The organism is Falsiroseomonas sp. RANM36 (assembly GCF_056682175.1).
In genome coordinates this window covers 1,472,083-1,497,657 of the sequence record NZ_JBWXTD010000003.1, presented here as the reverse complement: position 1 = coordinate 1,497,657, position 25,575 = coordinate 1,472,083, and the positions used below count along the sequence as shown (strand labels likewise).

The window sequence follows — 25,575 nt, the reverse complement described above, 5'->3', positions numbered from 1 at the left end:
GCCGCCCCGCCGGCGCCCGGGCCGGCGCCGGGGCCCCCCCCGCCGGCGGCCCCCGCGCCCCCCCCGCGGGGGCACGCCGCCCCCCCGGCGGCGGCCAATGGCACGGCAGGCGCCGCCCGTCCGCCGGCCGAAGCCGCGGCGCCGGCCGCGCCGGAGGTGGCGATCCTCGCGCCCAACACCCTCGGCGCGCAGCTCCTGATGGGCGCCTCGCAGCGCCTGCAGGCGCTAACCGACAGCGTCATCGCCGCCGCCCAGACACTGACCGACGTGCAGGGCGTCGCGGTCTGGGCCGCGGGGATCGTGCGCGACCCGGTGACGCAGGCGCGCGTGCTCGACGCCGCCTGGAAGCTCGCCCTGCTGTTCGGCCTGGCGCTGCTGGCCGAATGGGTCACCTCGCGCGCGCTGCGCCGCTGGTCCGACCGGCTGGACGCGATGGCGCCGGAGCGGGGCAATGTCTGGACCTGGATGCGCCGGATCCCGCTGGTGCTCGGCCGCTTCGTGCTGGACCTGATCCCGGTGGCGGCCTTCGCGGTGATCTCCTACGGGCTGATCGGCTTCGTCCGTCCGCTGCCCACCACCGAGCTGGTGCTGCTGACCGCCAACAACGCCTATATCGCGCTGCGTGCGATCATGGCCGGCTCGCGCGTGCTGTTCTCGCCGGCCTCGGCCCATCTGCGCCTGGTGCAGGTCGGCGACGAGACGGCGGCCTACATCACGGTCTGGGTGCGGCGGATCGTCGTGGTCGCGCTGCTCGGCTACGCCATCGCCGAGTCCGGGCTGCTGTTCGGCCTGCCCTGGAGCGCCTACGACGCGATCCTGCGGATCGCGCTGCTGATCGTCTCGATCCTGCTGGTCATCGTGATCCTGCAGAACCGCGAGCAGGTGGCCGAGGCGCTGCGCGCCAAGCCGCTGGCCGAGACCGAGCAGGCCGATCGCGCGCGCCTCTTCTTCCGCTCGCTGCGCGACCGGCTGGCGGAGGTCTGGCACCTGCTGGCGATCCTCTGGCTGTTCGCGCTCTGGGGCGTCTGGGCGCTCGAGATCCGCGACGGCTTCGAACGGCTGCTGCGCGGCTCGGCGCTGACGGTGCTGATCCTCGGCCTCGCCAAGCTGGGCGATGTGCTGGTCCGGCGCATGGTCACCCGCGGCTTCCGCATCGGCCCGGACATGGCGCGCCGCTACCCGGGGCTGGAGGCGCGGGCGAACCGCTACGTGCCGCTGCTGAAGGGCTTCGCCAGCGGGCTCATCGGCGGCATCGCGCTGCTGTTCCTGCTGGAGGCCTGGGGCCTCGACGCCTTCGGATGGTTCGCCCGCGGCCAGCTCGGGGCGCGGCTGGTCGCCTCGCTCATCTCGATCGTGCTGACCATCGTGGTCGCCGTGGCGGTCTGGGAATTCTCCAACGCGGCGATCCAGCGCCACCTGACGAAGCTGTCTCGCGACGCGCAGGCGGCCCGCTCGGCGCGCGTGCGCACCCTGCTGCCGATGCTGCGCACCCTGCTCTCGGCCACCATCATCGTCTTCGTCGGGCTCAACATCCTGACCGAGATCGGGGTGAACGTCGCGCCGCTGATCGCCGGCGCCGGCGTCATCGGCCTGGCGATCGGCTTCGGCTCCCAGACGCTGGTCCGCGACGTGATCACCGGCATCTTCCTGCTGTTCGAGGACGCGGTCGCGGTGGGCGACGTGGTGCAGGTCTCGGGCCTCTCCGGCGTGGTGGAGCAGCTCTCGATCCGCTCGATCAAGCTGCGCGCGCTGGATGGCAGCGTGCACATCATCCCCTTCAGCGCGGTGACCACCGTCACCAACATGACGCGCGACTTCTCCTTCGCCGTGCTCGATGTCAGCGTCGCCTACGGCGAGGACACGGACCGCGTGGCGCAGGTGCTGCGCGAGATCTCGGCGGAGGTGCGCACCGATGCGAAGCTCGGCCCGCTGATCCGCGACGACCTCGAGATCATGGGCGTGGAGCGGCTGGCGGATTCCGGCGTGGTGATCCGCGCCCGCATCAAGACCGAGCCGGCGGCGCGCTGGAGCGTGGGGCGCGAGTTCAACCGGCGGATCAAGCAGCGCTTCGACAAGCTCGGCATCGAGATCCCCTACCCGCACCAGAAACTTGTCATCTCCGGCGGCGGCCGGCACCCGGCCGAGGAGGACTTCCCCGAGGCCGCGCCGGGCGCTAAGGGAGTGTGATGCACAGCCGGATTACCACGGGACGAATTAGCGGCCCGGCCGCCTGAGACGCGGCGCCCCTCGGGGCGCGGGCGCGTGCGGCCGGGTGCCCGCCAGTTCCCACCCGATCCGGAGTTTTCCGAAAGATGTCCGCAGAGTTCGAGGAGCCGCTCGTCGCGGCGCGCTTCACCGTCACGGCCGAGGCCTCGCCCGGCCTGCTCTCCCGCGTGCTGGAACCCTTCGCCAAGCGCGACCTGATCCCCGATGCCGTGCGCGCCACGCGCGACGGCGCGGCGATGCGCGCGGAGGTGTCGCTCGCCGCCATGCCGCTCGGCATGGTGCATCTGGTCGCCGGCAATCTCGGCCAGATCATCGGCGTGCGGCGGGTGGAGGCGATGGAAGGCCGCGTGGTCCGACTGGCCGCGTGAGCGCCGCGCGCGACGATTGAACCGGAGACGGCGCAGGGCCATCTCCCGTGCATGTCGTACGTCCTTGCAATCCTCGTCCCGCCGCTGTCGCTGATGCTGCAGGGGCGTCCGTTTCAGGCGATGTTCAACGGGCTGCTCTGGCTAGGCGGGCTGCTGTTCATCCTGCTGCCCTTCGTGGCCGGTCAGGCGGCATGGCTCGTGGCGGTGATCTGGGCGGTGGCGGTGGTCTACAACCGCCGCCAGGACGCGCGCGACCGCCGCTTGATCGAGACAGCGCTGCGCCAGCGCGGCTGATCCGGGGCTGGGTGCGCTACAGGAACCCCACCGGGTCCACGTCAACCTGCACGCGCACGCTGTTCGGCAGGTCCACGCGGTGCAGCCAGTCCCGCAGCAGCGGCTGCACCGCCACGTCGCGCCGCGCCTTCAGCAGCAGGCGCCGCCGATGGCGCCCGCGCAGCAGCGCGAGCGGCGCGGGCGCGGGGCCGAGCACCTCCACGCCCTCGGCGCGCGGCGCAGCGAGGCCCAGGTTGCGCGCGGCGCGGTCGGCCTCCCGCTCGTCCTCGGAACTCACGATCAGCGCGGCGAGGCGACCGAAGGGCGGCCAATGGCCGGGCCTGCGCCCCGCCGCCTCCTCCGCCATGAAGGCCGCGACATCGCCCGAGACCAGCGCGCGCATCACAGGGTGATCCGGCGAGAAGGTCTGCAGCAGCACCTTGCCCGGCGCCTCCGCCCGGCCGGCGCGGCCGCTCACCTGGTGCAGCAGTTGCAACGTGCGCTCCGCCGCGCGCAGGTCGCCGCCGGCAAGGCCCAGATCGGCATCCACGACGCCGACCAGCGTGAGATGCGGAAAGTGCCAGCCCTTGGCGACGATCTGCGTGCCGATGATCAGGTCCACCTGCCGCGTCGCGATCGCCTCCGCCGCCGCGGCCGCCGCCGCGGGGCCGGGGATGGTGTCGGAGGCCATCACGATCCGCCGCGCATCGGGAAACAGCGCCTGCACCTCCTCCAGCACCCGCTCCACGCCGGGGCCGACCGGCGTCAGGCTGCCCAGCGCCTTGCATTCCGGGCAGTTGGAGGGTGTCGGCTCGGCATGGCCGCAATGGTGGCATTGCAGCCGCCGCTGCGCGCGGTGCTCCACCAGCCAGGCGGTGCAATTGGGACAGCGCATGCGATGGCCGCAGGACCGGCAGAGCGTCAGCGGCGCATAGCCCCGCCGGTTCAGGAACAGCATCGCCTGCTCGCCGCGCGCGAGCGTCTCCGTCACCGCCTCGATCAGCGGGGGCGAGAGGAAGCGGCCGCGCTCGGGCGGGTGCTTGCGCAGGTCGATCGCCTCCACCGCCGGCAGGCCGGCGCTGCCATGGCGTTCGGACAGGTGCAGGTGGTCGTAGCGCCCGGTCCCCGCATTGGTCAGCGTCTCCAGCGAGGGCGTGGCGGAGACCAGCACGCAGGCCGCGGCGGCGAAGCGCGCGCGCACCACCGCCATGTCGCGCGCGTGGTAGATCACGCCGTCCTCCTGCTTGAAGGCGGTCTCGTGTTCCTCGTCCACCACGACCAGGCCGAGATCGGGATAGGGCAGGAACAGCGCGGAGCGCGCGCCCACCAGCACCGGCGCCGCGCCTTCCGCCACGGCGCGCCAGGTTTCCCGCCGCGTGCGGGACGACAGTTCGGAATGCCACAGCGCCGTGTCCACCCCGAAGCGCCGACGGAAGCGCTCCAGCCATTGCGCGCTCAAGGCGATCTCCGGCAGCAGCACCAGCGCCTGCCGCCCTTGCCGGACGCATTCGGCGACCGCGTCGAGATAGACCTCCGTCTTGCCGGAGCCGGTGACGCCGGTCAGCAGCGTCACGCCGAATTTTCCCGACATCACCTTGGCGCGCAGCGCCTCGGCTGCGGCCGCCTGGTCGGGGCCGAGCGTCGGGCCGGGATGCGCCGGATCGGGCAGCGGGAAGGCGGCGCCCCGCGGCAGCAGGCCAGGCACCAGCAGCCCGGCATCGGCCAGGCCCCGCACCACGCCCGGCGAGACGCCGGCCGCCTCCGCCAGGTCGCTGCCCGAGCGCACCTCGCCGGGCCGCAGGTGGTCCAGCACGCGCTGCCGGGCCGGGGTGAGCCGAACCCCCTCCCGCAGCGCCTCCGGCGCCAGTTGCCAGCCGGCCTTCTGCGGCGCGGGCTCGAGCGCCGAGGGCGCGCTCATCGCCATGCGCAGCACCGCGCCGGGCGGGGCGAGCGTGTAGGCGGCCACCCATTCCACGAAGCGGCGCAGGCTCTCGCCCATCGGCGGCGCGTCCAGCACGCCGCGCACATCCTTGAGCCGCCGTGCGGCCAGATGCGGGTCGGGCGCGCCGTCCCAGGCGACGCCGACCACCTCCCGCCCGCCGAGCGGCACCACCACGAAGCTGCCGGGCGGCGCCTCCAGGCCCGGCGGCAGCCGGTAGTCATAGGCGCCCGCCGTCAGCGGCAGCGGCAGCATCACGCGGATCCGTGGCGCGCCGGCAACGCCAATGGGTTGGTTCGGTGGCGGCGACTTCCGCCTGGGCTCGTGCATCCTGTATGTTTGCCCTCAATGCAGGTGCAGACCGCAATCCCATCCAGGATCGGCGTTCCAGGGACGATATAGGATGAAATTCTTTGTGGACACCGCCGAGGTGTCCGAGATCCGCGGCCTGGCGGAGGCCGGGCTGGTGGACGGCGTCACCACCAACCCGAGCCTCATCGCCAAGTCGGGGCGCAAGATGGCGGAGGTGATCGCGGAGATCTGCGCCATCACCCCCGGGCCGGTCAGCGCCGAGGTCACGGCGACGGACTTCGAGACGATGCTGGCCGAGGGCCGGTATCTCCGCGGCATCGCCGGCAATGTCGCGGTGAAGGTGCCGCTGACGGAAGCCGGGCTGCGCACCTGCCGGGTGCTGGCGAACGAGGGCACGGCGGTGAATGTCACGCTCTGCTTCTCCCCCGCCCAGGCGCTGCTGGCGGCGAAGGCCGGCGCGGCCTTCATCTCGCCCTTCGTCGGCAGGCTCGACGACATCTCGACCGACGGGATGGGGCTGATCGCGGACATCGTGCAGATCTACCGGAACTATCCGCATCTGAAGACCGAGGTGCTGGTCGCCTCGGTCCGCCACCCGATGCACCTGGTGCAGGCGGCGAAGATGGGCGCGCATGTCGCCACCCTGCCGCCGGCGGTGATCCGCCAGCTGCTGAAGCACCCGCTGACCGACAGCGGCCTCTCGGCCTTCCTCGCCGACTGGAAGAAGACGGGGCAGTCCATCCTGTGAGCGAGGCGGCAGCGCATCTCCTCGACCGCGACACGCAGGCCGAGGAGGTCGCGGCCTTCCTGATCGCCAATCCGGATTTCCTGGCGCGCCGCCCGGAGCTCTACCGCGTCCTCACCCCGCCGAAACGCGTGCATGGCGAGAACCTGGCCGATCACATGGCGGCGATGGTCGCCGCGGAGCGCGCCCGGCTGCACGCGCTGGTGGCCGAGATGCAGGCCGCGCTGGCCGATGGCCGCGCCGGCGACTGGCTCGTGGTGCGGGTGCGCCTGGCGGTGCTGGCGCTGATGCGGGCCCGCGACGTGCCCGACACCATCGCCCAGGAATGGCCGCCGCTGCTGCGCGTCGAGAGCTGCACGCTGCTGGCGGAGCCGCGCCGGGCGGCGGGGGTGCTGCGTCGTCCGGCGGAGACGGCGCTGCCGCGGCACGGCGTGCGCGCCCTGCCGCCGGGCGCGGTGGCGCGGCTGATCGGAACCGGCCGCGAAGCCCGCGTGCGCACCGAGGTGACGGAGGCCGAGATGCTGCACGCCGAGGCCGCGCCCCTGGTGGTGCGCGATGCGGTCATCCGCGTGCCGCTCTGGTGCGGCACGCCCTGCCTGCTCGCGCTCGGCGCGCGCGACGCAGCGGCCCTGCCGGCGCGGCAATCCGCGCAGACGCTCGAATTCCTCGGCCGCGCCGTCGCGGCGGCGCTGGCGCGGTGACGGACGGCGCCGCAGCCGTCGCGGCGTGGCTCGACATCCTCGCGCGCGAACGCCGCGCGAGCGGCAACACCGTCGCGGCCTATCGCGGCGACCTTGGCCTCTTCCTCGGCTTCCTCGCACGCCACCTGGGCGAGGAGCCGGACCGCGCCGCGCTCGGCGCGCTCCGTCCCGCCGAGTTGCGCGCCTTCCTCGCCGACCGTGCGCGGGAGGGCGATTCCAACGCGACCCGCGCCCGCCGCCTCGCCGCCATCCGCGGCTTCCTGCGGCACCTCGCGCGACGGCATGGCGGCGACACCGCGGCGCTGGCCGGGCTACGCGGCCCCCGCGCCAAGGCGCCGGTGCCCCGCGCGCTGACGCCCGAGGCGGCGAAGGACGTGGCGCGCGACATCGGCGCCGTGCACGACCCGGAGCGCGCGATGCATCCGGCCATGCAGGCGGCGCGCGACGTGGCGCTGTTCACCCTGCTCTATGGCTGCGGGCTGCGCATCGCGGAGGCGCTGGCCCTCGATGTGCGCGACGCGCCGCGCCCGGGCGCGGACGGCGCGCTGCGCGTGCGCGGCAAGGGCGGCAAGGAGCGCCTGGTGCCGGTGCTGCCGGCGGTGCGCCAGGCGATTGCGGCCTGGCTCGCCCAGCACCCCGATCCGGCGCCGGAGCGCCCGCTCTTCCTCGGCGCCCGCGGCGGCAGGCTGGACCCGGCCGTCGCGCAGCGGTCGCTGCGGCATTACCGGCGCCTCGCCGGCCTGCCCGAGCATGCGACGCCGCACGCGCTGCGCCATTCCTTCGCCACCCATCTGCTGGGCGGCGGGGCCGACCTGCGCTCCATCCAGGAACTGCTCGGCCATGCCAGCCTTTCGACCACCCAGCGCTACACAAGGGTGGATGCGGCAGCCCTGTTGAAGACCTGGCGCCAGGCGCATCCGCGCGCCGACTGACCCGGCCGCCCGTTCCGCCCACGGACGATTTTCGCGCTGCCGGGCGTCCCGAAGCCCGCCGGGCCGCATTTTCCTTGCGGCCAGGGCCTTGAGGGCAGTTGCGGCGGCCCTTGCGCTCTCCTATCGAGATGGCGCGCCCTGCGGGACTCGGGGCGGTGCCGGCGCCCCGCCGGCCATCCGGTCCGGGCGTGCAACCATGGATGAGGAAACCAGATGGCAAAGCAGGCGAGCAGCAAGGGCCCGGCTCCCAAGGCGGCTCCGGCAGCCAAGGCCAAGGCCAAGGCCGCCGCACCCAGCACGGTGACGGTGAAGCAGATCGCGGCCGAACTGGCCGAGAAGCACGACATGCCGAAGCGGCAGGTCGAGGCGATCGTGAACGACCTCGGCGACGCCTTCGCGGCGCACCTCAAGAAGGGCAACAAGATCCGCTATTCGGGGATCGGCGTGCTCGAGGTCCGCTCCCGCGCCGCGCGTACCGGCCGCAACCCCGCGACGGGCGCCGAGATCCAGATCCCGGCCTCCAAGAAGATCGCCTTCCGCCCCGCCAAGGAGCTGAAGGAAGCCATCTGACGCTCCTTCCCCTGCCCCGCTTGCGGGGATTCGACGCATCGCGTCGGACGCCGAAGTAAGGGGCAGCCTGCTGCCCCTTACCCAGGCTGGTCGGGGTGGGGGGCGGCACGCGCCAGGCTGCGGCAAAGCCTCGGCTCAGCCGCGCCGCAGCGCCTCGAGCGCCGCCGCGCGCAGCGGCTCCGGCAGGCCATGCACCGCCCCGGAGAGGCCGCGCAGCGCGGCCCGGAGGCCGTGCAACTGGTCCAGCAGGTCCAGCACCACCCCAACCCCCGCATCGTTGACGCCGAGCTCCTCGCGCAGGTCGCGGATCAGGCAGGCGCGCGCGACATCGAGCTCGGTCCAGCCCCCTTCCTCCCGCCGCAGGATCCAGCCTTCCGCCACCCAGGCCTCGACCAGCGCCGGGTCGAGGCGGGCGCGGCGCAGCGGATCGTCGCCACCCTCCATGCTCAGCCCTCCATCCCGGCGCGCGGGTTCTGCGCCTTTCCGGCCTGCCACCCCTCGGCGAAGGCCTCCAGCGCCGGATCGGGCTGATCGGGCAGCACCACGCGCAGCGTGACATAGGCGTCGCCCCGGCCGCCATCGGCGCGCGGCACGCCGCGGCCCTTCAGCCGCAGCACCGTGCCGGTGTTGGAGCCCTTCGGCACATTGACCATCACGGCGCCGGCCGGCGTCGGCACCTCGATGCGGCCGCCCAGCACCGCCTCCGGCAGCGTCACCGGCAGGTCGAGCAGGATGTCGTCGCCCTTGCGGCTGTAGTGGCGATGCGCGCCGACCTGCACCTCCACAAGCAGGTCGCCGGCCGGGCCACCGCCCAAGCCGGGCGCGCCCTTGCCGCGCAGGCGCAGCACCTGGCCGTCCCGCGTGCCGGGCGGCACGGTCACGTCCACCGTCTCGCCTTCCGGGAGGGTCACGCGCTTCTTCGCGCCGTTCACCGCCTCGAGGAAATCGAGCGAGAGGCGGCCATGCAGGTCCGCGCCGCGCATGCGGAAGGCCGCACCGCCGCCGCCCCTTGTGCCGCGACCGGCGCGCCGGCCGAAAAGTTCCGAAAGGATCTCGTCCGCATCCGCCATGTCGGCATAGCCGGCATCGGAGGCATAGCCTTGCGGCCCGCCGGCCTCGGCGAAGTCGCGCCAGTAGCGCTGCTGCGGCTTCTCCTGGCCCGAGGCGTCGATCTCGCCGCGGTCGAAGCGGGCGCGCTTCTCGGGGTCGGAGAGCAGGTCGTTCGCCGCCGAGACGCGCTTGAACGCCTCCTCGGCGGCCTTGTCGCCGGGATTGAGGTCGGGGTGGTGCTTGCGCGCCAGCTTGCGGTAGGCGCGCCGGATCTCGTCCTGCGTCGCGTCCCGCTTCACGCCGAGCGCGGCGTAGGGATCGTCGCTCATCTCCACATCCTCGCAAGGAGCAACATGGAACGGGCCGGGCCCCGGCTGGGCGCCCGGCATGCCATGTTCAGGATGTGGGCGCCGCGCGATGCGCGGACAAGGCCCGCCGCCGGTGCGGCGAAGGCAAGCCGGCGGATGCCGGCGCCCGCCATCCGAGGGCAAGCGGCTACGGCGCGGCCAGCAGCAGCCGGTTGAGCTTCTCCAGCGTGCGCGACAGCGCCGCGCGGTCGCGCGCCGCCCGCGCCGCCCCCCCCCCCCCCGCCCCCCCCCCCCCCCCGGGGGACGCCCCCCCCCCCCCCCCCCCCCCCCCCCGGCCCGCGGCCCCGGGCGCGGCCCCCCCCCGCGGTTTCCCCTCCCCCCGCGCCCCCCCCCGCCCCGCGCGGTCGCGCGCCGCCAGCTCGGCCGAGCCGCCGGCGGCCACCACCTCCGCCGTGATCTCGCCCCAGCTCCGCCGCCCGTCCACGCGCTGCAGGAAGGCGCCGGCGAGTCGCGGCAGCGGCACCATCGCGCGCAGCCCGTCCCAGGTGACCGGCACCACGCCGTCCGGGCGCAGGCCCTTGGCCAGGCTCGGCCCGTCCAGCTCGCGCAGCACCGGCACCGCCGCGTCATCCTCCCAGGCCGGCGTGAGCACCGGGTCCCCGGCGCGGACGCAATAGGCGATGTGGATGCCCATGTTGCCGCAGATCGCCTCGGCCAGCGCCGCGCGCTGCACCGCGTCGAGCTCCGCCGTGCGGGCGCGCAGGCGGGGATCGGCCAGCCAGGTGTCGGGGTCGTAGCGCAGCGGCTCCACCAGGCAGGCGATCCGCAGCCCGGCGCCCGCGATCAGCGCGGCCAGTTGCGGCACGGTGAACGCCACGTCGCGCGGGTTCAGCAGCAGGTCGTAGAGGCCCGCATCGCCGCCCTTGATGTGGTCCTCGATCCACGGATTCTTCCGCAGCCAGGCGGTCTCCGGCACCTGCTTCCACAGGCGCTTGGCCACCTCCACCCGCGCGGGCGGAGGATCGGCGACGGGCGCAAGAAGCCGCAGCGCGTCCTGCAGCATGTAGACGCCGGTGCGGCCATGCGGCGCATAGACCATCAGCCCGATCCCGCCGCCCGGCGCCAGCACCGAGACCAGCGCGGCCAACCCCGCCGCCGGGTCGGGCATGTGGTGCAGCACCCCGCAGCAATCGATGTAGTCGAAGGGGCCGAGGCCCGAGCCCGGCAGCTCCAGGATCGAGCCTTCCTCGAAGGCGATGTTGTCCAGGCGGCGCATCGCCGCCCGCGCGGTCGCGACCTTGCGCGCATGCGCCGAGCGGTCGAGCCAGGTCACGCGCCCCGGCCGGCCGAGCCAGGCCATCTGCTGCGCCAGCATGATCGTCCCGTCGCCCGATCCGCCCCCGGCCATCAGCGCGTTCAGCGGGCGAGAGGCCGGCCGACGCGCGCCGAAGATCCAGTGGTCCACCTCCCGCAGGTGGGAGGGGCTGCCCACCACCAGCCGCTTCGCCTCGTCGCGCGGATCGCGCGCGGGGTAGGGATAGGCTTCGTATTGCGCGGCGAGCTGGAGGTCGGTGCGGTCGGCCATCGGCGGCCTGCATAGGCGCGCCGCGCCCGTCGCGGAAGGCGCGAGGTTGTCCCCCCGGACCTCGCGCCGTATCTAGCCGGCATGCCCCGCCGCCGTTCCCTCGCCGTTCCGGCCGCCGCCGCCGTCCTGCTGCTCGCCCTGCCCGCCGCCGCCCAGCAGCGCCAGGCGCCCGCGCGGCTCGGCGCCTTCCAGAACTGGACGGCCGCGACGCATCAGGAGAGCGGGCGGAAGGTCTGCTACGCCTTCACCCGCAGCATCCGCAGCGAGGGCGGGCCGGCGAATCGCGGGACCGTGACGCTGACCGTGACGCATCGCCTGGGCGGGCGCGACCAGGTGGCGGTCTCGGTGGGCTATCCGCTGGCGCGGGAGGCGGAGTCGGTGCTGGCGGTCGGCACGCAGGAATTCCGTTCCTACGGCGTCGTGCAGTCCAGCGCCTTCTTCCAGAACGGCGCGGAGCTCATCGCCGCCTTCAAGGCCGGGCGGGAGGCGCTGACCCGCACCCCCGGACCGCAGGGCCGCGGCAACGTCACCGACACCTTCTCGCTGATCGGCTTCACCGCCGCATACGAGGCGATCTCCCGCGACTGCCCGCCGCAGGCGAGGCCGGGCCGTTGAGCGAGTCTCCGGCGGCTGCCGACCTGACGGCGCAGGAGCGCGAGCGGATCCTGGCCAAGGCCGCGCTGTTCGCGCCGCCGGCCGCGACCCTGCCCGATGGCCGCCGCGACCTGGTCGGCCTGTCGCGGGAGGAGCTGGCGGCCGAGATGGTCGCGATCGGCGAGAAACCGTTCCGCGCGAGCCAGCTGTGGCACTGGATCTACCACCAGGGCGAGACCGACTTTTCGCGCATGCCGACCATCGCGAAGCCGATGCAGGCGAAGCTCGGGGAGCGCTTCGTGGTCGGACGCCCCGAGGTCGCGACCGAGCAGACCAGCGAGGATACGACGCGGAAATGGCTGTTCCGCTTCCGCGACGGGCAGCAGGTGGAGACCGTCTACATCCCCGACCTGCATGAGGATCGCGGCGCGGTCTGCATCTCGACGCAGGTCGGCTGCACCCTCTCCTGCCGCTTCTGCCACACCGGCACGCAGAAGCTGGTGCGCAACCTCGGCGCCGCGGAGATCGTCGGCCAGTTCATGGCCGCGCGCGACAGCTACGGCGAATGGCCGAGCCCGAAGGACGGCACGCCGCGGCTGCTGTCCAACATCGTCGTCATGGGCATGGGCGAGCCGCTCTACAACTACGAGAACACCGCCAAGGCCCTGAAGATCGTGATGGACCACGAGGGCCTGGCCCTCAGCCGCCGGCGCATCACGCTCTCCACCTCCGGCGTCGTGCCGATGATGGATCGCTGCGGCGCGGAGCTGAACGTGAACCTCGCCGTCTCGCTGCACGCCGTCACCGACGCGCTGCGCGACGAGATCGTGCCGCTGAACCGCAAATACCCGATCGCCGAGCTGATCGCCGCCTGCCGCCGCTATCCGGGCGCGAGCAATGCGCGACGCATCACCTTCGAATACGTGATGCTGCGCGGCGTGAACGACAGCGAGGCCGAGGCACGCGAACTGGTGCGGCTGATCAAGGGCATCCCCGCCAAGGTGAACCTGATCCCGTTCAACCCGTGGCCGGGCAGCCCGTATCTCACCAGCAAGCCGGAGCAGGTGCGGCGCTTCGCGGAGATCGTGGCGGCGGCCGGCTATTCCAGCCCGATCCGCCGCCCGCGCGGCCGCGACATCCTGGCCGCCTGCGGCCAGCTCAAGACGGAAAGCGAGCGCGCGCGCCGCAAGGCCGACGCCGCGTGAGCGGCACGGTCCAGGCCGTCGCCGCCAGCACCACCCACGGCTTCTCCAAGCCCCTTCTGCCCCGCATCCGCCTTCTCGCCGGCCTCGGGGTCGAGGGCGACGCGCATGCCGGCATCACGGTGCAGCACCGCTCCCGCGTCGCGCGCGATCCCTCGCAGCCCAATCTCCGCCAACTGCACCTGATCGCGGAGGAGACGCTCCGCGATCTCGCCGCCGCCGGCTTTCGCGTCGCGCCGGGCGAGCTTGGGGAGAACGTGACGACGCGCGGGCTCGACCTGCTGGGACTGCCGCGCGGCGCGCTTCTGCATCTCGGCGCCGAGGCGGTCGCGGAGGTCACGGGCCTGCGCAACCCCTGCCATCAGCTCGACGATTTCCGCCCCGGACTCATGCGCGCGCTGATCGGCCGCGACGAGGATGGCGCGGTGCTGCTCAAGGCCGGGATCATGGCCGTGGTGGTCACGGGCGGCGAGGTCGCCGCCGGCGACGCCATCAGGGTCGAACTGCCGCCCGAACCGCGCGAACGCCTGCAGCGTGTCTGACCGCCCGCCCGCCGTCTCGCCGCCGATCTGGCTGATGGCGATGGCGGCCTTCACCGTCGGCTGCGGCATGCGCATCCTCGACCCCCTGCTGCCGATGCTGGCGGGCGAGTTCGGCGTCGGCCTCGGCGCCGTCGCGCCGCTGATCGCCGGCTTCGCCATGGCCTATGGCCTCGGCCAGCTCGCGGCCGGGCCGGTCGGGGATTCGCTCGGCAAGATGCGCGTCGCGGCGGTGGCCATGGCGCTCTACGCGGCCTCCCTGGTCGGCGCGACGCTGGCGCCCGACCTTGTCGCGCTGCTGGTGATGCGGATCCTGTCCGGCCTGTTCGCCGCGGCGACCATCCCGCTCTTCATGGCGCATATCGGCGACAGCGTGGCCTATGAGCATCGCCAGGCGACGATCGGGCGCTTCCTCACGGGCATGGTGATGGCGACGCTGCTCGCCGGGCCGATCTCCGGCACCGTCGCGGAATTCGCGGGCTGGCGCGCCTCCTTCCTGGTGCTCGGCGGCATCGGCGCGGCGATCGCGGTGCTGTTCATGCTGCTGCTCGGTCCGGGCTGGCGGCAGGGCGGACGCGGCGGCGCGCCGGCCTTCGGCGGCTTCGTGAGGCTGCTGGAGCGGCCCGCGGGGCGGCGGCTGATGCTGGTGACGGCGCTGGACGGCATGCTGCTGTTCGGCGGCGCGGTGCCCTTCATCGCCTCGCTGCTGATCCAGCGCTTCGGTCTCTCGGCGGCCGAGGCGGGGCTGGCGGTGGCGGGCTTCGGCGCGGGCGCCTTCATCTACACGCGCAACGCCGGCCGGCTCGTGCGGCTTCTTGGCGAGCGGGGGATGGTGCTGTGGGGCGGGCTCGGCCTCGGCGCCGCGCTCACCGCCATGGCGCTCGCGCCCGCCTGGTGGGTGGTGGCGGGCGCGCAGGCGATTCTCGGGCTGCTCTTCTTCATGCTGCACGGCGTTCTGCAGGCCCGCGCGACGGAGGCTCTGCCGGAAGCGCGCGGCACGGCGGTGGCGGGCTTCGCGATGGCGCTCTTCCTCGGCCAGGCGATGGGCGCGGTGGTGTTCGGCGCCCTGATCGCGGCAGCGGGCTTCACGCCGGGCTTCCTGCTGGCCGGCGCGGGCATCGTCGCACTGGCGCTGGCGATCAATCGCTGGGTGCTGCCGCCGGCACGCTGATGCCGAGCCGCGCGAGGCGCGTGGCCGCCGCGGCGTTCAGCCCGCGCTCCGGCATCGCGCCGCGCGCGAGCGCCGCCACCTGGCGCACCGTGTCCATCGCCTGGTGTTCCGCCGCCTCCGGCGTGAGCCCGCCGACATGCGGCGTCGCCACGACATTCGCGCGCGCGGCGAGCGCCGGGTCCGGGCGCTGGTCGGGCGCGCTGCCGACATCCATCGCGAAGCCCGCGACATGCCCGCTGTCGAGCGCCGCCGCCAGCGCCGCCTCGTCCACCAGCTCGCCGCGCGAGAGGTTCACCAGCAGCACGCCACGCTTCATCGCCGCGAGCGAGGCCGCGTTGACGATGTGCCGCGTGGCGGGCACCGAGACCGCCAGCGGCATCACCACGTCGCTCTCCGCCCAGATGCGGTCGAGCGGCACGGATTCGACGCCCGCATCCGCCACCGGCGCGAAGGGGTCATGCGCGATCACGCGCATGCGCATCGCCAGCGCGATCGCCGCGATGCGCCGCGCGATGCGGCCATAGCCGACCAGCCCGAGCGTGCGGCCTTCCAGCTGGCGGCCCATGCGCGGCTCCGGCAGGCGGCCGGCGTGATAGGCTTCGGTGTATTCGGAGACGTTGCGCGCGAGGTCCACCATCATGCCGATGGCGAGTTCCGACACGCTCGCGCCGAAGCCCGGCGTCGCCTGCGTCACCAGCACGCCCTGCGAGGACGCCGCCGCGATGTCGATCGTCGAGACATCCACCGCCACGCGCAGGAAGGCGACGAGGTCGGGCGCGTTGTCGAAGGTGTCCTTCGTGCCCGGCGTCGCGCGGTCCGCCACGATCGCCTGGCAGCCCGCCGCCGCGCGCGCCAGCGCGAGGCCGGACAGCGGCGCCTCGCCGTCGTGCAGCACCACCTCCGCCACGTCGCGCAGGGCGGCGAGCGCGCGGTCGCCATAATAGTTGGCGCGCATCTCCGGCGTGTGGGTCAGCAGCACGCGCATCTCGTTTCCTCCTCGGGGCCGGGCTAGCCTAGACCCTATGGAGCAGCACGCCATTCCCTTCACCCGCGGCACCGAGCGGCCGAGGCTCGCCGTGCCGCCGGGCGCGGTCGATTGCCACCACCATGTCTATGACGCCGCCGCGCCCGTCGCGCCGGGCGGGCGGCCGCATGCGACGGCAACGCTCGCCGATCATGCGCGCCTGCTCGCGCGGCTCGGCGTCGAGCGGCATGTGCTGATCCAGCCTTCCACCTATGGCTTCGACAATGCGCTGCACCTCGCGGCGCTGGAGCAGGCCGGCGAGCGCGCGCGCATGGTCGCGGTGGTGCCGCCCGATGCCGCGCCGGCCGAGCTGCGCGCGATGGCGGCGAAGGGCGTGCGCGGGGCGCGCGCGAACCTCGTCTCCGGCCCGCCGCTGACCGCGCAGGATGTCGCGCCGCTGGCGAAGCGGCTGGCGGAGGCGGGGTGGCACCTGCAGGTCTTCATGACGCCGGCGATGATCGCCGGACTTGCCGATGTGCTGCGCGCCGCGCCCTGCGAGGTGGTGTTCGATCATTTCGCGCTGCTGCCGCTGCGGGACTGGGCGGCGCATCCCGCCTGGGGCGTGGTGATGGACCGGCTGCAGGCCGGCACCGGCTGGGTGAAGCTTTCGTCTCCGTATGCGCTCGACCAGGCGGATCCCTTCGCGGTGCGCGACCTCGCGCGCGCGCTGGTGCGGGCGGCGCCCGAGCGGATGCTGTGGGGCACCAACTGGCCGCATCCGAACGCGACGGCGATGCCGGACGACGCCGCGCTGCTCGACGCGCTGGCCGACTGGGCGCCGGACGCGGCAACACGAACGAAAATCCTGGTGGAGAATCCGGCGCGGCTCTACGGGTTCAGCCCAGCGCCCACCAGCTGAGCATCAGCCCGGCCAGGCCGGTCAGCAGCGCCGGCAACAGCGCGCCGCGGAACAGCCGCCAGCCCAGCGCGCCGGCCAGCACGCCCGCCACCCGCGCGGGCCAGGGCACGGTGGCCAGCAGGCCGGTCGGCATGGCGATCGCCAGCAGGACGAAGGCCGCGAGCGTCGCGACCGAGACCGCGGCCGCCCAGGCGATCGCCGGATGGTCGGGCCGCAGCACGCCGCCCAGCAGCAGCCCCGCCCCGCGCAGGGCGAGCATCGCGGCCACCGTCAGCGCCAGGGCGAGGTCCGCCCCGCTCACGGGCGGGTGCCCCGCGCGCCTGCTGCGCGACGCTGCCACAGGAAGGCGGCGGTGCCGCCGCAGAGCCCCGCGGCGAGCAGCCCCCAGGCCGGGCCGAGCCAGAGCGCCAGCGGCGCCGCGACGATCCCGCCGATCACCGCCGGGCGCACGCCCGGCCGCGCCAGGTCGGCGGCCAGCAGCAGGCCGAAATAGAGCGGGTTGGTGAACAGCAGCGCCGCCCGCAGGAAGGGCGGCAGATGCGGCGCCAGCAGATGCCCCGCCGCCGTCGCCGCCAGCGCGGCGGTCCAGGAGGCGATGGCGAAGCCGAGGAACCAGGCGAGCCGGTCCGGCTCGGCCAGGCCCGGCAGCCGGCGCATCGCCGGCGCCCAGGGGGTGATGGCGATGAAGGGCAGCGCCAGCGCCCGCCGCCAGCCTCGCCCGAGCCAGGGGGCGATCGCCACCGCCATCGGCAGGAAGCGGGCATTCGCCGCCGTGGCGGCGACCACCGCCGGCAGCACCGGTCCGCCCACCTGTCCGCCCAGGGGCCCGCCCGGTCCGGTGGCGATGCCGAGCAGCACGATCTGCCCGGCCATCCCATAGACCGTCGCGGTGCAAAGCAACGCCCAGGAGAGCGGCAGCCCGGCCTCGGCCACCGCCGCGCCGAAGGCCAGGAAGGTGGCGCCCATCGCGAGCGCCGGGGCGCCGAGCGCCTCGGTCAGGCCGATGCGGAAGAAGGCCATCCTTCCGCCGCGCCCCGCCCCCCGGCGCGGGGCGTCAGGTTTCCTCTTCGCGGTCGCTCTCGACCTCGATCTCGTCGCCGAGCGTCTCGTCCGCGTCCTCGAGCTCCTCGGCGTCCTCGATCGCCTCGTCGCCCTCCTCGGCGTCCACCTCCGCGATGTCGTCGGCATCGGCCTCCGCCGGCACGGGGCGCTTCTTCACGCGGTCGTCGGGCGGGGCGGGGGCACGCTTGAGCTTCGGCTGCTCGGCCGGCTGCTCGGTGCCGCATTTCGGGCAGACCGCCGGGGCGCGCGCCAGGTCGTAGAACTTCGTGCCGCAGGCGACGCAGACGCGCTTCAGTCCGAGTTGGGGCTTGGCCATGCTTGTCTCGCTGCTCTCCGCGCAGCGCGGAGGTTTGGTGTGGCGGCTCCGCGCTGCGCGGCAGAAGGTTGTGGCGGCGCCGCGCCGCGCGGCGAAAAAGGCAGGCGCGATTGCCACTTTGCGCCCCCCATGTCAAACGCGCCGGCCATGCACGATCCCGCCGCCGCCCATCCGCTCGCCGCCCGCGCACCCGCCCGGCCCCTGGCGGGAGAGGCCGCCGTGCCGGGGGACAAGTCCATCTCCCACCGCGCCCTGATGTTCGGCGCGCTCGCGGTCGGCACCACCGAGGTCACCGGCCTGCTGGAAGGCGAGGACGTGCTGCGCACCGCCGCGGCGATGCGCGCGCTCGGCGCGACGGTGGAGAATCGGGGCGGCGGGCACTGGCGGGTCGCCGGGCGCGGGATCGGCGGCCTGGTCGAGCCGGCGGATGTGCTCGACATGGGGAATTCGGGCACGGCCGCGCGGCTGCTCTGCGGGCTGCTGGCCGGGCACCCGCTGTTTGCCGTGATGACCGGCGACGCGTCGCTCCGCAAGCGCCCGATGAAGCGGGTGACGGAGCCGCTGAGCGCCACCGGGGCGCGCTTCGCCACCCGCGCCGGCGGGCGGCTGCCGCTGGCGGTCGAAGGCGCGGCCGATCCGCTGCCGCTCGACTATCGCGTGCCCGTGCCCTCGGCGCAGGTGAAGTCGGCCTGCCTGCTGGCCGGGCTCTGCGCCCGGGGGATCACCCGCGTGGTGGAGCCGGAAGCCACGCGCGACCACACCGAGAACATGCTGCGACACTTCGGCGCGACGGTCGAAGTCGGCATCGAGGGTCATGGCCGCGTGATCGAGCTCACGGGCCAGCCGGAACTGGTCGCCGCGCCGGTGGTGGTGCCGGGCGATCCCTCCTCCGCCGCCTTCCCCGCGGTCGCCGCCCTGCTGGTCCCGGGCTCCGACATCCTGCTGCGCGGGGTGGGCATGAACCCGCTGCGCGCCGGCCTCTTCGCCACCCTCGCCGAGATGGGCGCCGACATCACCCGCCTGGACGAGCGGATCGAGGGCGGGGAGCCGGTCGCGGATTTGCGCGTGCGGGCCTCCGCGCTCCGCGCCGTGGATGTCCCGCCGGAGCGCGCGCCCTCGATGATCGACGAATACCCGATCCTCGCCGTCGCCGCGGCCGCAGCCTCCGGCACCACGCGCATGCGCGGGCTCAAGGAGCTGCGCGTGAAGGAGAGCGACCGCCTGGCCGCCACCGCCGCGCTGCTGGAGGCGAACGGCATCCGCTTCGCGATCGAGGGGGACGACCTGATCGTGCACGGCGTCGGCGGCCCGCCGCCCGGCGGCGGCATGGTGGTGACCCACATGGACCACCGCATCGCGATGAGCGCTCTGGTGCTGGGGCTGGCCTCCCGCAGGCCGGTGACGGCCGACGACGCCGCCTTCATCGAGACCTCCTTCCCCGGCTTCGCCGCGCTGATGAACCGGCTGGCGGGCGGGGAAGCGCTGACGCCGGCATGATCACACCTCCGCTGCGATCGCCGGAGGGCGGAGGCGCCGAAGGCGGCGAGCACCGGAGGCGTGAATCGCAGCGCCCGATGCCTCCGCGGGTCGTCGCGGTCGATGGGCCGGCAGCGGCGGGGAAGGGCACGCTGGCCCGCAAGCTCGCGGCCGAACTCGGCCTGCCCTATCTCGACACCGGCCTGCTCTATCGCGCCGTCGGGCGCCGCGTGCTCGACCGCGGCGGCGACCCGCGCGACGCCGCGACCGCAGCGGCCGAGGCGCGCGCGCTGACCGCGGCGGATCTCGAACGCACCGACCTGCGCACGCCGGACGCCGACATGGCCTCCTCCGCCGTCGCGGTGATCCCGGAGGTGCGTGCCGCGCTGCTCGACTGGCAGCGCGAATTCGGCCGCCGCCACGGGGCGGTGATGGACGGGCGCGACATCGGCACCGTGATCTTCCCCGACGCGCCGGCCAAGCTCTTCGTCACCGCGAGCCCCGAGGCGCGGGCGAAGCGGCGCTGGCTGGAGCTGCAGGCGAAGGGCATCGCGCGCGACCTGGCGGAGGTGGAGGCGGAGCTCGGCGCGCGGGACGCGCAGGATGCGCAGCGCGCCACCGCGCCGATGAAGCCGGCGCCCGATGCGGTGGTGCTGGACACCACCGGCCTCGACGCCGCCGCCGCCTTCGCCGTGGCACTCGACCTCGTGCGCGCAAGGATGCCGGAATGACCCTCGAGGACCTGCCCGCGCGGATCGAGCTGCACCCCGTGCAGACGCTGACGCTCACCGACCGGCAGTTCCTGCGCGGCGAGGCCGACGGCACGCCGACCACCCTCGCGGCGATGCTGTCGCTGGCCCAGGGGGGCAAGGATGGCGGCGGGCGGCAGCCCTGCGTGCTGCTGATGCATGGCTCGGGCGGCATCGGGCCCTCCATCCCGCTCTGGGTGCGGCAGATCAACGCCATGGGGGCGGCCGCCTGCGTGCTGGACGGCTTCAGCGGCCGGGGGCTGGCCAGCGTCTCGCAGGACCAGGCGCGGCTCGGCCGGCTGGCCTTCTGCCTCGACATCTACCGCGCGCTGGCGCTGCTGGCGGCGCATCCGCTCCTCGATCCCGCACGGCTCGCGGTGCTCGGCTTCTCGCGCGGCGGGCAGGGCGCGCTGTATGCCGCCATGGCGCGCTTCCATCGCCTGTGGAACGCCGGCGGGCCGCGCCCGGTCGGCACGCTCGCCTTCTATCCGGATTGCGCGACGCGCTACCTGGAGGACACGGCGATGATCCCCGGCCCGATCCGCGTCTTCCACGGCACGCCGGACGACATGAACCCGCTCTCCCGCGCGCGCGAGCATGTGGAACGCCTGGTCGCGGCCGGGCATGACGCCGCGCTGCTGGAGTATCCGGGCGGCCATCACGGCTTCGACAACCCGCTCTCCGGCGCCGCCGCGCGCGGCCCGGCGCAGAGCGTGCGCGATTGCCGCATCGAGGAGACGGAGCCCGGCCTGCTGGTGAACGCCGCGACCGGCCTGCCCTTCACCTATGACGATCCCTGTGTCGCGCGGCAGGCGCGTGTCGGCGGCCATGCCGAGGCCGGCGCTGCGGCGCGGCGCGACGCGCTGGCCTTCCTGCGGGACCTGCTGCGCCTGCCGCGCGCTACCACGCCCTGATCGGCGGCGACTTCACCTCCACCGAGACGGTCGGCTCCAGCGCCTCGATATGGTGGATCACGCCGGGCTCGTTGTACCAGGCGTCGCCCGGCCCGGCGATGAACTCCCGGCCCGCGATCGTCACCTTCACCTTGCCGCGCACGACATAGACGATGCTGTCATGGTCCGGATGCTGGTGCGGCTGCGATGCCTGGCCGGCGGCGAAGGTGGTCTCGACCAGCACCATGCGCGGCGTGGCCGCCAGCGTCTTGAGCTGCACCGGGCTGCCGAGCGGCCGGCCCTCCACTTCGGTGATGTGGGTGACCTCGGCCTCGTCCGAGGCGGTGAAGACCCGGCCGAGCGGCGGGATCAGGCGGGCTCCGGTCATGGCGGCGGCTCTCCGTGGGGTGGCGGCGCAGCATGCCAGGGCGCGGCGTGGCGGGGCCAGTCATGGTGCAAGGCGGTCGCGCACCGCGCGACGGGCCGGAATCCGCTTGACTCCGTTAACCTCCGCGGCGTAACGCCTGCTCCCGAACCGCGTCCGGCAACGGATCGCGGTGTCCGCATTTTCGCGATGGGGACGCCACGGGTGCTTCGGCCGATGCCGCGCCCCCGCTGGTGGTCGCGCAAGGCGGGCCGGGAGCGGCGGACCGTCACACCGCCTTAAGCCGAAGGGCCGCCCGGATCCACAGGGGACCGACGCGGCCAGGTCGTGTCTGCGGGCGCTGCCCGCGGAGGCGCAAGACCCTTGGCCCCGCACGGGGCCTGACCCAGGAACCACCCACCGCATGGCAAGTGCCACCACCCTCTCCCGCCCGATGGAAGAGGATTTCGCCGCCCTCCTCGACGCCACGCTCGGCGACAACACCGGCTTCGCCGGCTCCGTCATCACCGGCAAGGTCATCCGCGTGGATGACGACTTCGCCGTGGTCGATGTCGGCCTGAAGAGCGAGGGCCGCGTCCCGCTCAAGGAATTCGCCCCGCAGGGCCAGAAGCCGGACGTCAAGCCCGGCGACGTGATCGAGCTCTTCGTCGAGCGCTACGAGGACCGCGACGGCTCCATCGTGCTGAGCCGCGAGAAGGCGCGGCGCGAGGAAGCCTGGACCAACCTGGAGAAGTCCTTCACGGCGCAGCAGCGCGTGAACGGCGTGATCTTCGGCCGCGTCAAGGGCGGCTTCACCGTGGATCTCGGCGGCGCGGTCGCGTTCCTGCCCGGCTCCCAGGTGGACATCCGCCCGGTGCGCGACGTGACGCCGCTGATGGGCAGCCCGCAGCCCTTCCAGATCCTCAAGATGGACCGCGCCCGCGGCAACATCGTCGTCTCCCGCCGCGCCGTGCTGGAAGAGACCCGCGCCGAACAGCGCGCCGAGCTCGTCCAGGGCCTCAAGGAAGGCATGGTGCTCGACGGCGTGGTGAAGAACATCACCGACTACGGCGCCTTCGTGGACCTCGGCGGCGTGGACGGCCTGCTGCATGTCACCGACATCGCCTGGCGCCGCATCAACCACCCGTCCGAGGCGCTGAACATCGGCCAGCAGGTCAAGGTGCAGGTGATCCGCTTCAACCCGGAGACCCAGCGCATCAGCCTCGGCATGAAGCAGCTGATGGCCGACCCGTGGGAGAATGTCGCGACCAAGTATCCGGTCGGCGGCAAGTTCTCCGGCCGCGTCACCAACATCACCGACTACGGCGCCTTCGTGGAGCTGGAGCCGGGCGTCGAGGGCCTCGTTCACGTCAGCGAGATGTCCTGGACGAAGAAGAACGTCCATCCGGGCAAGATCGTCGCGACCAGCCAGGAAGTGGACGTCGTCATCCTCGACGTGGACGGCCCGAAGCGGCGCATCTCCCTCGGCCTCAAGCAGGCCGTGGGCAATCCCTGGGACGTCTTCGCGGAAGCGAACCCGCCCGGCGCCGTCATCGAGGGCGAGATCCGCAACATCACCGAGTTCGGCCTGTTCATCGGCCTCGGCCCGGATCTCGACGGCATGGTGCACATGTCCGACCTCAGCTGGGACGAGCCCGGCGAGGTCGCCATGCAGCACTACAAGAAGGGCGACACGGTCAAGGCGAAGGTGCTGGACGTGGATGTCGAGAAGGAGCGCATCTCCCTCGGCATCAAGCAGCTCCAGGCCGACCCGGCGGCGGAAGTGCTGGATCGCGTCCGCAAGGGCGATGTCGTGACCTGCGTGGTGACGAAGGTGGAATCCAACGGCATCGAGGTGAAGGTGGACGACGTGCTGACGGGCTTCATCCGTCGCGCCGAGCTCGCCCGCGACCGCCAGGACCAGCGCCCCGACAAGTTCGCCGTGGGCGAGAAGGTGGATGCGAAGGTCACCGCCGTGGATCGCGCCGGCCGCCGCCTGGCCCTGACCATCAAGGGCAAGGAAGTCGAGGAGGAGCGCCAGGCGATGCAGGAGTACGGGTCCTCCGACTCCGGCGCGTCGCTCGGCGACATCCTGGGTGCCGCGATTCGTCGCCGGAACCAGGGCGGCGAGGAGTAACCGCACCGGCCCCGTCGGCCGGAGGCGATCGGCCCCGGGCAGCGCCGCTGCCCGGGGCTTTTTCGTTCCGCCGCGCCGCTTTCTTGCCGGCGCGTGAACAGCCCTTGGCCGGCCCGGGCCGGACGGGCATATGCGGCGCATGTCCCTCGACGCCGATCTCCTGCTCGACCGCCGCCGCCTGAAGCGGCGCCTGTCCCTCTGGCGGGGCCTCGCGGTGCTCGCCGTCGCCGGGCTGATCGCCTTCGCCGTCGCGCTGCGCCATGACGCGACCGGCCTGCTGCCGGGCGGCGCGCATGTCGCGCGCCTGAAGGTGGAGGGCTTCATCGGCGATGACCGGCGCCTGGCGGAGGCGCTGGAGCGCACGCGGCGGGACGCGACGGTGCGCGCCGTGATCGTCGCGATCGACAGCCCCGGCGGCAGCGTCGCCGGCGGCGAGGCGCTGCATGCCAGCCTGTCGCGCATGGCGGAGGACAAGCCGGTGATCGCCGTGATGGGCGGCACCGCGGCCTCGGCCGGCTACATGGCGGCGCTGCCGGCAAGCCGCATCTTCGCGCGCGAGGCCACCGTCACCGGCTCCATCGGGGTGCTGCTGCAATCCTTCGACGTGTCCGAGCTGATGGCCCGCCTCGGCGTGCGGGCGGAGACCATCGCCTCCGGCGCCTTCAAGGCGCAGCCGAGCCCCTTCCGCCCGCTGACCGAGGAAGGGCGCGAGCAGTTGCAGCGCGTGGTGCGCGACCTGCACGAGCAGTTCGTCGCCAAGGTCGTCGCCGGCCGCAGGCTGCCGCCCGAGCGCGTGCGGGAGCTGGCCGATGGCCGCATCTTCACCGGCCGGCAGGCGATCGAGCTCGGCCTCGTGGACGCGATCGGCGGCGAGTCGGAAGCGCGCGCCTGGCTTGCGGCGGACCGCGGCGTGCCGGCCTCGTTGCCGATTCGCGACATCGAGACTCGCGGCTTCGCCGAACGCACCTTCGGCGCGGCGCTCGGCGGCGCGCTGCGCGACCTGACCGCGGAATGGCTTGTCGTTGACCGCGTGCGCGCCCTTTGGCAGCCTGCCTTCAGGTAGGGAGAAGGCTCGGTCAGGTCGATGACGCGGTCGGAACTGATCGCTCAGCTTGCGGCGTCCAACCCGCATCTGCGGCAACCGGATGTCGAGCTGATCGTGTCCACGATCTTCGACGAGATCACCGAGGCCCTGGCCCGCGGCGACCGGGTGGAGCTGCGCGGCTTCGGCGCCTTCTCGATCAAGCGGCGCGACCCGCGCACCGGGCGCAACCCGCGCACCGGCACGACGGTGGAGGTCTCCGCCAAGTCGGTGCCCTATTTCAAGCCTGGCAAGGAGCTGCGCGAGCGGGTGAATGGCGGCCCGCTGCAGGCGCCGGCGCGCAAGCCGCGGGCGCCCAGTCCGGTCGGCTGACGCTTTTCGGCCGGCGCGTGCGGGCGTAAGGCTCGTCCCTATCCGGCCAGCTTCGACAAGGGGACCGCCATGCGCTGGGTGTTGTTCGTGCCGCTCGTGATCCTGCTGGCGCTCTTTGCCCTGTCGAACCAGCAGGAGGTGCAGCTGCGCCTCTGGCCGCTCGACCTGGTCTGGGTCTCCTCCCTCGGCATGGCCGCCCTGCTGATCGCCGCCGCCGCCTTCCTGACCGGCGCGCTGGTGGTCTGGGGCGCCACCCTGCCGATGCGCCGCCGCGCGGCGCGGCTGGAGCAGGCGGCGCGCCTGCTGGAAGGCGAGCTTGCCGCCTACCGGTCGGCGGCCGAGAAGGCGCAGCGCGAGGCCGCCATGGGCCGCGTGCCGGATGCGGCGGTGGTGCCGGCCGCCACCGCGCTGGCGCCCCTGGCCAGGCGATGATGACCGCGGCGCGGCGCTGCGGCCTCTGCGTCGCGCTCGACGCGCCGGACCTTGCCACGGCGGAAGGCTGGGCGCGCGCCACCGCCCCGCATGCGCGGCTGCTCAAGGTCGGGCTGGAGCTGTTCTCGGCCGAGGGCGGCGCGGCGGTGCGCCGGATCGCGGCGCATGGCCCGGTGTTCCTCGACCTCAAGCTGCATGACATTCCCAACACGGTCGCCGGCGCGGTCCGCGCGCTGACGCCGCTGCGCCCGGCCTGGCTGACGATCCATGCCGCCGGCGGGGCCGCGATGGTCGCCCCCGCCCCCCCCGCGGGCGCGCCGCCCGGCCGGGCCCC

The 25,575-nt window shown here is 73.8% G+C and carries 29 protein-coding genes; 20 read left to right on the top strand and 9 right to left on the bottom strand.

Going from position 1 to position 25,575, the window contains the following annotated elements; genetic code table 11:
* From AC1MIR_RS12045 to AC1MIR_RS12035, 3 genes are all read left to right on the top strand, one after another.
* Positions 1-2,187: mechanosensitive ion channel domain-containing protein (locus tag AC1MIR_RS12045; protein ID WP_480028394.1), on the top strand; the 2,187-nt coding region annotated here is incomplete at its 5' end.
* A gap of 125 nt (positions 2,188-2,312) precedes the next feature.
* Positions 2,313-2,594, top strand: coding sequence for a hypothetical protein (locus AC1MIR_RS12040; protein ID WP_480028393.1), 282 nt, complete (start codon positions 2,313-2,315; stop codon positions 2,592-2,594).
* Between the two features lie 51 nt (positions 2,595-2,645).
* Positions 2,646-2,888 carry a hypothetical protein gene (locus tag AC1MIR_RS12035; RefSeq protein WP_480028392.1) on the top strand — a complete coding sequence of 81 codons (243 nt, stop codon included), beginning with the start codon at positions 2,646-2,648 and terminating at the stop codon, positions 2,886-2,888.
* 16 nt (positions 2,889-2,904) lie between these two features.
* On the opposite strand, the gene AC1MIR_RS12030 is transcribed toward AC1MIR_RS12035, so the two are convergent.
* A complete protein-coding gene (locus AC1MIR_RS12030) occupies positions 2,905-5,136 on the bottom strand; it encodes a primosomal protein N' (RefSeq protein ID WP_480028391.1) in 2,232 nt (743 codons plus the stop codon).
* Between the two features lie 73 nt (positions 5,137-5,209).
* On the opposite strand from AC1MIR_RS12030, the gene fsa reads away from it, so the two are divergent.
* The 4 genes from fsa to AC1MIR_RS12010 all read left to right on the top strand — a co-directional run bounded on the left by fsa (position 5,210) and on the right by AC1MIR_RS12010 (position 8,066).
* Complete coding sequence (gene fsa, locus AC1MIR_RS12025) at positions 5,210-5,866, top strand: fructose-6-phosphate aldolase (protein WP_480028390.1); 657 nt, start codon at positions 5,210-5,212, stop codon at positions 5,864-5,866.
* The gene (locus AC1MIR_RS12020; protein WP_480028389.1) at positions 5,863-6,564 is read left to right on the top strand and encodes a DUF484 family protein; all 702 of its coding nucleotides are present in this window, start codon (positions 5,863-5,865) and stop codon (positions 6,562-6,564) included. The genes fsa and AC1MIR_RS12020 overlap by 4 nt, the downstream gene beginning before the upstream one ends.
* Positions 6,561-7,496, top strand: coding sequence for a tyrosine recombinase XerC (locus AC1MIR_RS12015; RefSeq protein ID WP_480028388.1), 936 nt, complete (start codon positions 6,561-6,563; stop codon positions 7,494-7,496). The genes AC1MIR_RS12020 and AC1MIR_RS12015 overlap by 4 nt, the downstream gene beginning before the upstream one ends.
* Positions 7,497-7,709: 213 nt before the next feature.
* The gene (locus AC1MIR_RS12010) at positions 7,710-8,066 is read left to right on the top strand and encodes an HU family DNA-binding protein (protein ID WP_480028387.1); all 357 of its coding nucleotides are present in this window, start codon (positions 7,710-7,712) and stop codon (positions 8,064-8,066) included.
* A gap of 135 nt (positions 8,067-8,201) precedes the next feature.
* Here the strand turns inward: AC1MIR_RS12010 and AC1MIR_RS12005 are convergent, their stop codons facing one another.
* The 3 genes from AC1MIR_RS12005 to AC1MIR_RS11995 form a co-directional block, all read right to left on the bottom strand.
* On the bottom strand, positions 8,202-8,510 hold the full coding sequence (locus AC1MIR_RS12005; RefSeq protein WP_480028386.1) for a chaperone modulator CbpM: 309 nt from the start codon (positions 8,508-8,510) through the stop codon (positions 8,202-8,204).
* A 2-nt stretch (positions 8,511-8,512) separates the two neighbouring features.
* Positions 8,513-9,445, bottom strand: coding sequence for a DnaJ C-terminal domain-containing protein (locus tag AC1MIR_RS12000; RefSeq protein ID WP_480028385.1), 933 nt, complete (start codon positions 9,443-9,445; stop codon positions 8,513-8,515).
* 166 nt (positions 9,446-9,611) lie between these two features.
* Positions 9,612-11,009 (bottom strand): class I SAM-dependent methyltransferase, encoded by a 1,398-nt coding sequence (locus AC1MIR_RS11995; RefSeq protein WP_480028384.1) that lies wholly within the window; start codon positions 11,007-11,009, stop codon positions 9,612-9,614.
* 81 nt (positions 11,010-11,090) lie between these two features.
* Between AC1MIR_RS11995 and AC1MIR_RS11990 the strand changes: the two genes are divergently transcribed.
* From AC1MIR_RS11990 to AC1MIR_RS11975, 4 genes are read left to right on the top strand one after another with little or no spacing between them, the layout of a single operon-like run.
* Complete coding sequence (locus AC1MIR_RS11990; protein ID WP_480028383.1) at positions 11,091-11,624, top strand: invasion associated locus B family protein; 534 nt, start codon at positions 11,091-11,093, stop codon at positions 11,622-11,624.
* Positions 11,594-12,808: a dual-specificity RNA methyltransferase RlmN gene (rlmN, locus tag AC1MIR_RS11985; RefSeq protein WP_480028749.1), complete on the top strand. Its 1,215-nt coding sequence runs from the start codon at positions 11,594-11,596 to the stop codon at positions 12,806-12,808. The genes AC1MIR_RS11990 and rlmN overlap by 31 nt, the downstream gene beginning before the upstream one ends.
* A complete protein-coding gene (locus AC1MIR_RS11980; RefSeq protein WP_480028382.1) occupies positions 12,805-13,347 on the top strand; it encodes an MOSC domain-containing protein in 543 nt (180 codons plus the stop codon). Before rlmN ends, AC1MIR_RS11980 begins: the two co-directional genes overlap by 4 nt.
* Positions 13,340-14,515, top strand: a complete 1,176-nt coding sequence (locus AC1MIR_RS11975) for an MFS transporter (RefSeq protein ID WP_480028381.1) — start codon at positions 13,340-13,342, stop codon at positions 14,513-14,515. The genes AC1MIR_RS11980 and AC1MIR_RS11975 overlap by 8 nt, the downstream gene beginning before the upstream one ends.
* Here the strand turns inward: AC1MIR_RS11975 and AC1MIR_RS11970 are convergent.
* The gene (locus AC1MIR_RS11970) at positions 14,484-15,500 is read right to left on the bottom strand and encodes an NAD(P)-dependent oxidoreductase (RefSeq protein ID WP_480028380.1); all 1,017 of its coding nucleotides are present in this window, start codon (positions 15,498-15,500) and stop codon (positions 14,484-14,486) included. The genes AC1MIR_RS11975 and AC1MIR_RS11970 overlap by 32 nt on opposite strands.
* A 37-nt stretch (positions 15,501-15,537) precedes the next feature.
* Here AC1MIR_RS11970 and AC1MIR_RS11965 point away from each other — a divergent pair, with 37 nt between their 5' ends.
* Entirely contained in the window at positions 15,538-16,398 is an 861-nt protein-coding gene (locus AC1MIR_RS11965) for an amidohydrolase family protein (protein ID WP_480028379.1), read from the top strand.
* On the opposite strand, the gene AC1MIR_RS11960 is transcribed toward AC1MIR_RS11965, so the two are convergent.
* The 3 genes from AC1MIR_RS11960 to AC1MIR_RS11950 are packed head-to-tail and all read right to left on the bottom strand — an operon-like array spanning position 16,376 to position 17,776.
* Complete coding sequence (locus tag AC1MIR_RS11960) at positions 16,376-16,699, bottom strand: hypothetical protein (protein ID WP_480028378.1); 324 nt, start codon at positions 16,697-16,699, stop codon at positions 16,376-16,378. The two genes, AC1MIR_RS11965 and AC1MIR_RS11960, sit on opposite strands and share 23 nt — an antisense overlap.
* Positions 16,696-17,418 (bottom strand): AzlC family ABC transporter permease, encoded by a 723-nt coding sequence (locus tag AC1MIR_RS11955; RefSeq protein ID WP_480028377.1) that lies wholly within the window; start codon positions 17,416-17,418, stop codon positions 16,696-16,698. The genes AC1MIR_RS11960 and AC1MIR_RS11955 overlap by 4 nt, the downstream gene beginning before the upstream one ends.
* 34 nt (positions 17,419-17,452) lie before the next feature.
* Complete coding sequence (locus AC1MIR_RS11950; RefSeq protein WP_480028376.1) at positions 17,453-17,776, bottom strand: TIGR02300 family protein; 324 nt, start codon at positions 17,774-17,776, stop codon at positions 17,453-17,455.
* 147 nt (positions 17,777-17,923) lie between these two features.
* Between AC1MIR_RS11950 and aroA the strand changes: the two genes are divergently transcribed.
* From aroA to AC1MIR_RS11935, 3 genes are all read left to right on the top strand, one after another.
* On the top strand, positions 17,924-19,273 hold the full coding sequence (aroA, locus tag AC1MIR_RS11945) for a 3-phosphoshikimate 1-carboxyvinyltransferase (protein ID WP_480028375.1): 1,350 nt from the start codon (positions 17,924-17,926) through the stop codon (positions 19,271-19,273).
* Between the two features lie 77 nt (positions 19,274-19,350).
* A complete protein-coding gene (gene cmk, locus AC1MIR_RS11940; protein WP_480028374.1) occupies positions 19,351-19,983 on the top strand; it encodes a (d)CMP kinase in 633 nt (210 codons plus the stop codon).
* Positions 19,980-20,915 (top strand): dienelactone hydrolase family protein, encoded by a 936-nt coding sequence (locus AC1MIR_RS11935; protein WP_480028373.1) that lies wholly within the window; start codon positions 19,980-19,982, stop codon positions 20,913-20,915. The genes cmk and AC1MIR_RS11935 overlap by 4 nt, the downstream gene beginning before the upstream one ends.
* Here AC1MIR_RS11935 and AC1MIR_RS11930 read toward each other — a convergent pair.
* On the bottom strand, positions 20,902-21,282 hold the full coding sequence (locus AC1MIR_RS11930; protein WP_480028372.1) for a cupin domain-containing protein: 381 nt from the start codon (positions 21,280-21,282) through the stop codon (positions 20,902-20,904). The genes AC1MIR_RS11935 and AC1MIR_RS11930 overlap by 14 nt on opposite strands.
* Before the next feature lie 400 nt (positions 21,283-21,682).
* Between AC1MIR_RS11930 and rpsA the strand changes: the two genes are divergently transcribed.
* From rpsA to AC1MIR_RS11905, 5 genes are all read left to right on the top strand, one after another.
* Positions 21,683-23,395 carry a 30S ribosomal protein S1 gene (rpsA, locus tag AC1MIR_RS11925; RefSeq protein WP_480028371.1) on the top strand — a complete coding sequence of 571 codons (1,713 nt, stop codon included), beginning with the start codon at positions 21,683-21,685 and terminating at the stop codon, positions 23,393-23,395.
* Between the two features lie 139 nt (positions 23,396-23,534).
* Positions 23,535-24,458, top strand: a complete 924-nt coding sequence (gene sppA / locus AC1MIR_RS11920; RefSeq protein ID WP_480028370.1) for a signal peptide peptidase SppA — start codon at positions 23,535-23,537, stop codon at positions 24,456-24,458.
* A gap of 21 nt (positions 24,459-24,479) precedes the next feature.
* Positions 24,480-24,809 (top strand): integration host factor subunit beta, encoded by a 330-nt coding sequence (gene ihfB / locus AC1MIR_RS11915; RefSeq protein WP_480028369.1) that lies wholly within the window; start codon positions 24,480-24,482, stop codon positions 24,807-24,809.
* A 69-nt stretch (positions 24,810-24,878) separates the two neighbouring features.
* Positions 24,879-25,241 carry a lipopolysaccharide assembly protein LapA domain-containing protein gene (locus AC1MIR_RS11910; protein ID WP_480028368.1) on the top strand — a complete coding sequence of 121 codons (363 nt, stop codon included), beginning with the start codon at positions 24,879-24,881 and terminating at the stop codon, positions 25,239-25,241.
* The coding region (locus tag AC1MIR_RS11905) for an orotidine 5'-phosphate decarboxylase / HUMPS family protein (protein ID WP_480028367.1) at positions 25,238-25,575 on the top strand (338 nt) is incomplete at its 3' end. The genes AC1MIR_RS11910 and AC1MIR_RS11905, both read left to right, overlap by 4 nt.